The sequence below is a fragment of the Roseobacter sp. N2S genome, assembly GCF_031454055.1.
GTDB lineage: Bacteria > Pseudomonadota > Alphaproteobacteria > Rhodobacterales > Rhodobacteraceae > Amylibacter.
On record NZ_JAVDQB010000018.1, the window covers coordinates 33,741 to 42,877 of the forward strand.

Genomic DNA, 9,137 nt, shown 5'->3' on the forward strand with positions numbered 1-9,137 from the left:
AGAGTGATAAAATTATATAAAACAGATAGTTACTTTGATCAGAAGGATATGCCTGCTATACAAAAGGCATCATCAGCTTTTCGACCACACCAGCGACTGCCTGTAGCAGAGCCATATGATTAATAAGATTTCCCAATCGTGCCTCAAAGGCTACCGCTTTCTGTCATTTCCTACGCGGTCTGGGTGTACTCATCGCTTTGTTCTCAGCCTTCGTGACGATGAGGATCTGTTGGTCGAACGCGGCATCATGGTAAGTTATGAGACGATCCGGCATAGGGAAAAATGGCGCGCATTGGCCACCCTATACCGCCTGCGCTGCCTGCGGTGTTACTGGATGCTGCGACAGGCGGCTGGGCTGTCTATTGAATCATAGCATCACGCCCGTAAAATAGTGGACCGGCTGACCTTAAAGATACGGGCGATCTCGGCCACCGTCTGACTGCCTGACTCGCGCATGCGGCGGACTTCGGCGCGGGCCTCGGGTGACAGTGCCACAGGCCGCCCCCCGACCCTGCCCCGCTTGCGCGCGGCGGCCAAACCCTCGCGGGTGCGCTCGGCGATACGGGCCCGTTCAAATTCGGCGATGGATCCAAACACATGAAACACCAGCCGACCCGCTGGCGTGGTTGTGTCGATATCTTCCGCCAACGACCGAAACCCTGCCCCCGCCGCGCCGATCTGCTCGACGATGTCGATCAAGTCCCGCAGCGAGCGGGCCAGCCGGTCATATTTTGTGACCATGACCACATCCCCGGGGCGCAACTGCGCCAGAAGCGTTTCCAACTGGGGTCGCGCCCGCGTCGCACCAGACAAAGAGTCTTGAAACAACCGCTCCGCCCCCGCCGCCTGTAAAGCATCGTTTTGGGCATTTGTGGTTTGGTCGGCGGTCGACACTCTGGCATATCCAAAAATCATATGGAGATGGTATCAAAAATGTTTCAAAACTCAATCGGTTTTGAACAGGGTTTTTGAACCACCAAAGACCCTGAAACGATGACCTTCGCGCGATAGTGTCAAAAACGACCGTTTTTGAAACACGCCACACGAATAATCTGCGGCACCCTAAAACACCAGACGATCCCAGACCCTACATGCATTCAGAACTTTTAAAACCTGTTCAAACCTCTCTTTCTAACTCCCTCAGTGATAATCTACTTGCCATTTTCAGGTTTCATACATCAATATACTTTGAGTAATTCATTGCAAAAACAACCGACTTAATCCTTGGGGGATTTATTATGAGAAATTTACGACAGCTTGCCGCAGTGGCGTGCTTGACCATGGCGAGCGTGACTTCGGTCGCGGCGGCACCGGTCAACGGCACTGGATTGGTTAAACCGGATACCATTTTCGGCAGCGGCAACGCCAATGGCGGGTTTACCGGCGAAACAAACAACAACATCGAAGTTGGATTGCGGGGCAAACAGCGTTATCCAGCCGCAGAAGTCTACAATTATGATGGTGTTGATACATACACCTTCGACACAACAGTTCTAACCACCAACCCATCGCACCGGTCCGTCTTCAACTTCGAATGGTCGGTTAACGTGGACTATAGCGGAACCTCAGGATCGGTCCTTTCCGATTTCGACCACGTGTTCTCCTACGATACGGATTCTGGCGCAGGCGTAACTTTCGCCACGCTTGATCCGTTCAACACACCGGGCTTTTTTGACCACTCTCTCGGGGATAACACGACAGGCAATGGCAACGGCATTGAATCCGCAAGTAATGCCGAGCTGACTACAAACTCCGGCTTGTACAGCGTTGCCCAACAATCCGCCAATCTGGGCTTTGGATACTCTTTGGACCCGGACAAACCCGGCAGCTATGTCTTCAACTACTCAGTCTATGAAAAAGGCACGACTACTCTGCTCTCCTCAGCCGAGATCACAGTCGTTGCGACTGTCCCACTGCCCGCTGGCGGATTGCTTCTGCTGACGGCCCTTGGTGGTCTGGGCTTTGCACGTCGTCGCAGAAAATCTGTCTGAACACTTGCCCAGTTTAGAATGAACGGCCCGCCCCAAGGTGGGCCGTTTTCAATTTAAGGGCGCACAGCCAAAAACCGATCAGCCACTTCATTGACCGCGTATCGCGCTGTACGACCTGTGCCACAGCATCTTGTTTGGACTCATCCGAAAATCGGATACCCTTGTTCATATTCGTCTTTGCTTGGTTCCAAAATTTCCAACAAAAGCGTTTACAAAAAACTAGGGTGCCTCAATCAAATATCAATGGATAGAGCTGTTATTTGGACAGCAACCTCAACCAAAGACTGTAGACCCTCTAAAGCACAAATCTATTTTTTCACAATAAGTTACCGAATACCGCCAAGTAAAACGGATCATTATTTTCGAAGTTCTTGACTCGTGCACCAATTAAGGCGAAATTGCCTTATTTCGATAGGCCGCTTTAGGAATATCGCATGTATTGGCTTAGGGTTAATTCTGTTTTAGCACTTTCACAAAAGTATATTTCATAAACTACACCCAGCTTGGAATTTAGACTTTCTCAACATAGGAGAGAAAAATGAAACTCACAACATTAACAGCCGCTGCTGCCTTGGCGCTGTCATTCACTGTCGGTGCAGCCAGCGCCGCAACGCTTGGTGTTTACACCCACGACTATGGCACCGGAACCGGACAGGTTGATCCGAGCGGTACCGACACCGTGAATGCGAACTCGGTCACGGTCAGCGACCAATCTTCGGGACGGTTTCAAGACAGCTTCGATTTCAGCAGCTTGGCTTATGATACCATCGACAGCTTCGTTTTGACACTGATGTTCGACGATGCCGGACCAAGCGGTCCGTACTATATAGGTCTAGGTGAGAACTGGTCCGTGCGTCTCAAAGCCCATAGCGGGGGCACTGACACCTATTCCCAGCTGAGCGATAACCTATCCCCGCAATCATTCACCGTCACCGGTGGCGACGTGTTCACCCATTCGGTTGCGACCAATGAATTCACATTCGGTTTTTCCGAGTTTACTGGTTGCGTGTTCAGCTGTCCTGATCTTGACACCTTCGATCTAGCTTCAGCCACACTTACCATCAATGGCACCGTAGCAGCAGTTCCACTGCCCGCTGGCGGATTGCTTTTGCTGACGGCTCTTGGCGGTCTGGGCATTGCGCGTCGTCGTAAAAAAGCGGCCTAAACCCTTATAAGTTTAAGCTATCAAAGACGGCCCGCCCCCAAGGCGGGCCGTTTTCTGTTTTTTTGGGGGGGCTGGCCATCCCTGTTATAAGACGCCAGTAAAAACTGGCATTTTATCAAGAGTGATTACATAACAGACAAAAGGCGCCCCGAATGGAGCGCCCGAACACACAAAAACTGTGGAAAATCCGTCTGTTTTTTCAGGAAACCGTTTTGATTACGCCCGTTTACGACGGCGCGTTAAGCCGAGTGCACCAAGCGCGCCCAACAAAAGAAACCCCGCCGCCGGCAGCGGAACAACAGTCAGAGGTGGTACAGGCTTTACAACAGGGTCCGGCGTGCTGACTGTTATGCTGGTAATCTTAAAGCTTGATGCTTTGAATTTGCCACGTTTTTTATTCCAGGCATCTAGTGCTGAAACATCAAAACGGTTTGAGCTGTAATCTTCGGTAAATGTATAGGTTTGCACAACGTTATCTGTAAGTGCAGCCAAGGCCCCACCGGACAGGCTAAAATCGTCGCGCTTTCTGAAAGAGCTGAATGTAATGCTTTCAATGGTGACGTTGGTGTCAAATTTGAAAACAACTGTTTCTTCTCTGCCTTTGGAGTCAATCTTTAGGTTATTGTCACCCTTGCCAGCTTTTACACCCAAGCCAGAACTAACGTCTGTGCGAACCTTCGCCTTGGAAACGATGTTTTTCTGGTTGGTTTGTAGGGCCTTGACGGTCAACCCTATATCGTCGTGCGTATAGCTCAGCTTCCGTTTCCAACCCGATGGTTTTTCTTGAAAGTCAAAGGTAACGCTGGCAGCAAAAGAAACCGTTGCAGAAAGGGAAATCCCAAGCCCACAAATGAATGCGGCGCGTGTTAATGTTGTTATTTTCAACGTGAAATCCCCTAAGATTACTAATTCAAACCTGCTACACAGCCTCAGCGTAATTTGCTTAGGCAACCCAATCAAATCCCGATCGGTTCAGGCTAAGTATACATGCAACATACCCACGTTAGCAATAGTGAGCTACCCCCTGAAATTCGACACTGACGTAAGCTGCGATTTGTAGTTTGCTGATCTTCAACACAAAGGAGCTTAGGAATATCGAAACGGAAGCAACATCATCCAGAATTCAAAGCCAAGGTGGCGTTGGAAGCGCTGAAAGGCGAAGAGACGGTCAGCGAACTGGCCAGTCGGTTTGGGGGTCAAGCAGCACCTCCATATGGTGCCAGCCCCCGTCAGGTCACCACACCCCAAAATAAAACCCGCGTTTGGGGGCGCGGGTTTTATTCATGCGATATCAAATACGGGTCAGGTTTTCTTGCGACGCCGTGCAAAACCTAGACCAGCCAAAGCAGTCAGCAGCAATACCCCCCCCGCTGGCAACGGAATAGGAGACGGGTCAGACACATATAGGGTTACATGGCTTATATCCCTTTGGTCACCAGTGCCATCGTCCTTATATAGGGGTGAATTGTAAGTCCCAGTCAACGTACTGATCAGATACCCAACCGTCGCAGCCGGATCGGTATTATGGTCTTGTCCCGCCTTAAACAGAAGCATGATCTTGCCATAGCTGGACAGCAGATTTTGGGTGACTGTCCAAGTTCCCGATATCAACCCACCTGTAAGCGTCAGTTCCCCACCCGATGTGGAACCCGGAGGCGGGTCAACTTTGCCAAGCTGTTTCCAGTCTGTAATGCTGAACATACCAGACACTGCAGACTCGCTGTCATTGCCAATACCAGAGATAACCTGACACCCGTCATTGGCGGTGACATTATTGGTGACATCTGGCGTATTACTACTACACGCCGAGATGACTGGGATGACAACCGGCGGCGCAGGCTTTGGGGCCGCAACACTTGAAGTGGCCCAAAGCACGGCTAGACACCCCGCGAGGAACAGCTTTGCCGATTTTGATACAAATAATATACTCATAGAACCGACCTTTTTAAAAATTCGCCTGAGTTTAGAACCAGCCACCCCAAATCATCCAATAGTGAACCAGAAATTCTGTCTAAAAAGGACTATGCAAAATGCAGATAATAGCGCTTAAAGGGGTTTTGAACATCGCCCCATCACGTCTATGGAACAGCTAATCACTCACCCTTATGCTACCATATATTTTGCAAAATATCGAAGATAATAAGGCACGTTATCGATAATATCGCCTTAATATTTTGACTTGAAACCACAAAAACCCACCCAAGATTGAGCAGATCAAAAAAGACTCATTGCAGAATTGAGTCCTGGATTTAATTCCCGAATCTGTAGATCACCCGCCGATCTTACTAAGACCGCCTGTCAGCAACCAGAAAGGCGCCTTTGAAACTATCGGCTCCACACCGCTAGGGTTTGCAACAGGGCACAAAAAAGATATTGCTTCATCGATGGTATTTCTGGGCAACACTCAACACACGTATGCACAAAACAACTCTCCCCCTTTCCACACCAACTGCGCGCCCAACCTGTGAGGCTTCATGACCAAGCCCCCCCTTGAAGCAGGTCCGAACAGCCCCGCCCCGCGACGCTGGGTGCTGATCGCAATCATATTGGTGTGTTGTGGGATCGAATTCATCCTGATGGCGGCGGATCATGGGGTGCTCCCCTATAAGCATTTACGCGGGCTCGCCTATCAGAACGGTGGATTCTGGACCGGCCTGTTGCACGACTGGAAACCCAACTTCACCGCGCAACCGGCAACGATGTTCTTTACCTACAGCTTCCTGCATGCGGGCTTTTTACACCTGACCATGAACATGATGACACTCTGGTCTCTCGGGGTCGGGATTATCGAACGGGTTGGCCCGTTAAAATTCACCGCGGTCTATCTGGCCTCGTTGCTGGGGGGGGCTGTTGCCTTTGGGGCCCTGTCCAGCGCCCTTGCCCCCATGGTAGGGGCCTCTGGCGCACTGTTCGGGCTTGTCGGGGCCTGGCTGGTCTGGGAAGCCCGCGAGCGGTATCAGGACGGCGTCTCCCTCACCCCGATACTGCGCCCCATTGTACTGCTGATACTGCTCAACTTCATCTTGTGGTGGGCAACCTCGGGACGGCTGGCATGGGAAACCCATCTGGGCGGGGCCGTGTTCGGGGCATTGGCGGGGATATTTATCCGCCCTAAATCCACAGAACCTTCCGCACCGAATGAGAGATAAGCCATCAAATAACCCCAAGACCGCCTTGAAACCACAAAGCTTATCACACAAAACCATGCGCATTGTTGCACTCACTTTCAAAGGCCACTCATGACAAAACGTATTCTGGCAATCGCATCGGGGGGCGGCCACTGGCAACAACTGATGCTGATGCGAAGGGCCTTTGATCACCACGACATCCATTACGTTACCACATTGCCTGGTCTGGCCGCCCAACATGGCGCCGCCCCTGCAACCACGATCCCCGATTGCAATCGCAATGAAAAACGCGCTGTCCTTGTTGTCAGCTGGACCTTACTGCGGTTGATCCTGTCTGTACGCCCGCATGTTGTTATTTCCACAGGGGCACTGCCCGGTGTGATCGCGATCGCCCTTGGGCGGTTGATCGGGGCCAAGACTATTTGGGTCGATTCAGTGGCCAACGCCGAAGAGATGTCGATGTCCGGCCGGTTGGCACGCCGCTTTGCCACCCACTGGCTCAGCCAATGGCCAGAGGTGGCGCAGGCCACAGGGGCAACCTATGCGGGCTCTGTGTTGTGATTTTCGTGACCGTAGGCACCCAACTGCCTTTCCCCCGCCTAATGAACGCAATGAACGATCTTGCGCCCGGCCTGTCTGAACCTGTCATCGCCCAATGTGGCCCGATTTCCGGGGATTGGCCAAATCTGGATCTGCGCCCGTCCCTACCGCCAGCGCAATTTGCACAGACCTTCCGCACGGCACGCCTGATTGTCGGGCATGCGGGTATCGGCACATTACTCTCTGCGCAACAGCATCAGAAACCGCTGATCGTACTGCCCCGCCAACATGCCCTTGGCGAGCATCGCAACGACCACCAGTTGGCCACAGCCCGTCAGATTGAAGCCCACACAGGGGTCTATGTCGCTTGGGAGACAGCAGACATCGCCCGCTTCTTGACCGCAACGGACCTTGAACCGGCACAGGCCGGATCCAGCCCTGCGTTTTCGACGCTCATTGAAACATTGACGGGGTTTATCGACGGGTAATTCCTGCCCCGCCCTGCCATTCTACAAGCCCTACAGGTCGCCAAAGGTGCCGGGCTGCATGTCTTCCCAGAATTCAAAAATAGCGCGGGCATTCAGGGCCGAGGCCCAGCCGAGGCGGGAGAAATCCTCGCGGGCCAGATCGTCCTTCAGGGTCGACAGGAACAGCCGCCGGTCGGCATCCCGCTGGGTCGGGTTGCGCGCCTCTACAATGTCACGCACCCGCGCCATACGGGCCGCACGCTGGCGGCGCTCTGCGGCAATGGCCTCGGCGCGGGCTTCTTCCTCGGCGCGGGCAGCGGCAGCGGCGGCTTGGCGTTCGGCGGCAGCGGCCAGTGCTGCGGGATCAGGCTCTGGCGTTTCAAGGCTTTCGTAATCATCCCGAATGGCGGCAGCCAGATAGCGCGCGGGGCTGGCCACATCTGATTTGCCGTTCACATAGGCCACTTTGTCCCGCACGTAATCCTCGCCGTGCTCGCCAATCCACTGGCGCGCCAGACGGTCACTGACCCCAAGACCACGCAGTTGGGTATAAACCACCCCACCGCGAATGCTGCCGCTGTCATCAATATCAAACATCGCCAGCTGCGGGTTCTCTTTGATCTTGAAACGGATGGCGCTGACCGTGCGACCGGATTTGCGCAATTCAGGGGTCACCAAAATATTAGAGGTTTTGTTCACCTCGGCCACCGCAGGTTTGATCACCTTGGCATTCAGGTGTTTGAAGGTCTCGTAATAGGTAGACCCGTCCACGCCCATCAGACGGCGGAACAGGTCCAGATCCCACCACCCCGTAGATCCCGTGCGCATAAACCGGTAGCAGTTTTCATATAGCGCAAGCGCATGGCCCGAATTAAAGCGGCGTTGGATATTAAGATTGATCAGCGCAAAGACTTTGGGGTCATGCAGCTTTTCCGCCAGTGCCGGAGAATAGGCATATTCACACACGCCCCCCTTCAGCTTGGCAAAAGACAACAGAGAGCTGACCCCCCATTCCTGCTTGCCCTTGGCATCCAGCATATCCCATTCCGCAACCGTTTCCGCCAACGACTTAAGCGCCTGTTTCAGGGTTTCCATATCGTTGGAATTATAGCCCACCATCAAACACAGGGTGCGGGCATTGATCTGGTGCTGTGGTTTGGTGATCAGATCGTCATAGGCATTCAGCAGCAGCACATTGGACAACTTGCGTTGCAACAGGCTCAGCTTGCCCGAGACATGGATCGCCGCAACATTCTTTTTGACAGCATCGCGCTTCAGCGCCCCGTCCAGATTTTCCTGTTCAAGAATGTCTTGCTTCATATTCGGCCCGATCAAAATCCCCCCCCTGCTGCGCAAAAGGTTAAGAGGACTATGTCAGCAAAGAACCTCTGCCACAAGTAACGCGAGGTACTTTTAGCGACCCGCGCCACCGTCCCGTAAACAGGTACCTATGATCTTCGGTTTTCTGAATGCCTTAACCCGCCAGTTTCGCAGCCGCCTGTATGCGAACGGAGCCCATCCAAAGCATCCCGCAAACGGGTACCTATAATCCTGACGTCAGGTCCCTGACATCCTGCAAACGGGTACTTAACATCCCGTAGATGGATACCTTACAACCTGTAAACGGGTCCCTATACATAGGTAACTAATTGTAATAAAACAGTATATCCATCCCAAAGTCCTTAAAGACTCTTAAAGATTCTATAGCTTTCTGGTGTGTCGTTTTTTCTTTTTTAATAATTCCAGAATTCCCGATCCAGAAGCTCTGCCAATTCTAATATGAAAAGCCCTGTTATTCGTAATTCCCTTATTTCATGGGATGTGCGATATTTAAGAGAACCACTGC

At 52.4% G+C, this 9,137-nt stretch carries 9 protein-coding genes and 1 pseudogene; 6 read left to right on the forward strand and 4 right to left on the reverse strand.

All coding sequences use genetic code 11. The features are described from left to right. Positions 1-115 precede the first annotated feature (115 nt). Positions 116-271, forward strand: a pseudogene (locus tag GGE09_RS22960) (IS6 family transposase); the annotation flags it as partial. 104 nt (positions 272-375) lie between these two features. Here the strand turns inward: GGE09_RS22960 and GGE09_RS22965 are convergent. Then, entirely contained in the window at positions 376-915 is a 540-nt protein-coding gene (locus GGE09_RS22965; RefSeq protein WP_309748395.1) for a recombinase family protein, read from the reverse strand. 323 nt (positions 916-1,238) lie between these two features. Between GGE09_RS22965 and GGE09_RS22970 the strand changes: the two genes are divergently transcribed. Together GGE09_RS22970 and GGE09_RS22975 are read left to right on the forward strand one after the other, a co-directional pair. Then, on the forward strand, positions 1,239-1,991 hold the full coding sequence (locus tag GGE09_RS22970) for a VPLPA-CTERM sorting domain-containing protein (RefSeq protein WP_309748396.1): 753 nt from the start codon (positions 1,239-1,241) through the stop codon (positions 1,989-1,991). A gap of 538 nt (positions 1,992-2,529) precedes the next feature. Continuing rightward, positions 2,530-3,156, forward strand: coding sequence for a VPLPA-CTERM sorting domain-containing protein (locus GGE09_RS22975; protein WP_309748397.1), 627 nt, complete (start codon positions 2,530-2,532; stop codon positions 3,154-3,156). A 216-nt stretch (positions 3,157-3,372) separates the two neighbouring features. Here GGE09_RS22975 and GGE09_RS22980 read toward each other — a convergent pair whose 3' ends face one another. Continuing rightward, on the reverse strand, positions 3,373-4,041 hold the full coding sequence (locus tag GGE09_RS22980) for a VPLPA-CTERM sorting domain-containing protein (protein ID WP_309748398.1): 669 nt from the start codon (positions 4,039-4,041) through the stop codon (positions 3,373-3,375). A 417-nt stretch (positions 4,042-4,458) separates the two neighbouring features. Further along, entirely contained in the window at positions 4,459-5,088 is a 630-nt protein-coding gene (locus GGE09_RS22985) for a VPLPA-CTERM sorting domain-containing protein (RefSeq protein WP_309748399.1), read from the reverse strand. A gap of 542 nt (positions 5,089-5,630) precedes the next feature. Between GGE09_RS22985 and GGE09_RS22990 the strand changes: the two genes are divergently transcribed. From GGE09_RS22990 to GGE09_RS23000, 3 genes are all read left to right on the forward strand, one after another. Continuing rightward, a complete protein-coding gene (locus GGE09_RS22990; protein WP_309748400.1) occupies positions 5,631-6,305 on the forward strand; it encodes a rhomboid family intramembrane serine protease in 675 nt (224 codons plus the stop codon). A gap of 90 nt (positions 6,306-6,395) precedes the next feature. After that, the gene (locus GGE09_RS22995; protein WP_309748401.1) at positions 6,396-6,845 is read left to right on the forward strand and encodes a UDP-N-acetylglucosamine--LPS N-acetylglucosamine transferase; all 450 of its coding nucleotides are present in this window, start codon (positions 6,396-6,398) and stop codon (positions 6,843-6,845) included. Positions 6,846-6,895: 50 nt separating this feature from the next. Beyond that, on the forward strand, positions 6,896-7,312 hold the full coding sequence (locus GGE09_RS23000) for a glycosyltransferase (protein WP_309748402.1): 417 nt from the start codon (positions 6,896-6,898) through the stop codon (positions 7,310-7,312). Positions 7,313-7,342: 30 nt separating this feature from the next. On the opposite strand, the gene GGE09_RS23005 is transcribed toward GGE09_RS23000, so the two are convergent. Continuing rightward, positions 7,343-8,611: a replication initiation protein gene (locus tag GGE09_RS23005; RefSeq protein ID WP_309748403.1), complete on the reverse strand. Its 1,269-nt coding sequence runs from the start codon at positions 8,609-8,611 to the stop codon at positions 7,343-7,345. Between the last annotated feature and the right edge of the window lie 526 nt (positions 8,612-9,137).

Coding starts and splice junctions, on each gene's coding strand:
- GGE09_RS22965 (WP_309748395.1), bottom strand. CDS start 915: ATGATTTTTGGATATGCCAGAGTGTCGACCGCCGACCAAACCACAAAT.
- GGE09_RS22970 (WP_309748396.1), top strand. CDS start 1,239: ATGAGAAATTTACGACAGCTTGCCGCAGTGGCGTGCTTGACCATGGCG.
- GGE09_RS22975 (WP_309748397.1), top strand. CDS start 2,530: ATGAAACTCACAACATTAACAGCCGCTGCTGCCTTGGCGCTGTCATTC.
- GGE09_RS22985 (WP_309748399.1), bottom strand. CDS start 5,088: ATGAGTATATTATTTGTATCAAAATCGGCAAAGCTGTTCCTCGCGGGG.
- GGE09_RS22990 (WP_309748400.1), top strand. CDS start 5,631: ATGACCAAGCCCCCCCTTGAAGCAGGTCCGAACAGCCCCGCCCCGCGA.
- GGE09_RS22995 (WP_309748401.1), top strand. CDS start 6,396: ATGACAAAACGTATTCTGGCAATCGCATCGGGGGGCGGCCACTGGCAA.
- GGE09_RS23000 (WP_309748402.1), top strand. CDS start 6,896: ATGAACGATCTTGCGCCCGGCCTGTCTGAACCTGTCATCGCCCAATGT.
- GGE09_RS23005 (WP_309748403.1), bottom strand. CDS start 8,611: ATGAAGCAAGACATTCTTGAACAGGAAAATCTGGACGGGGCGCTGAAG.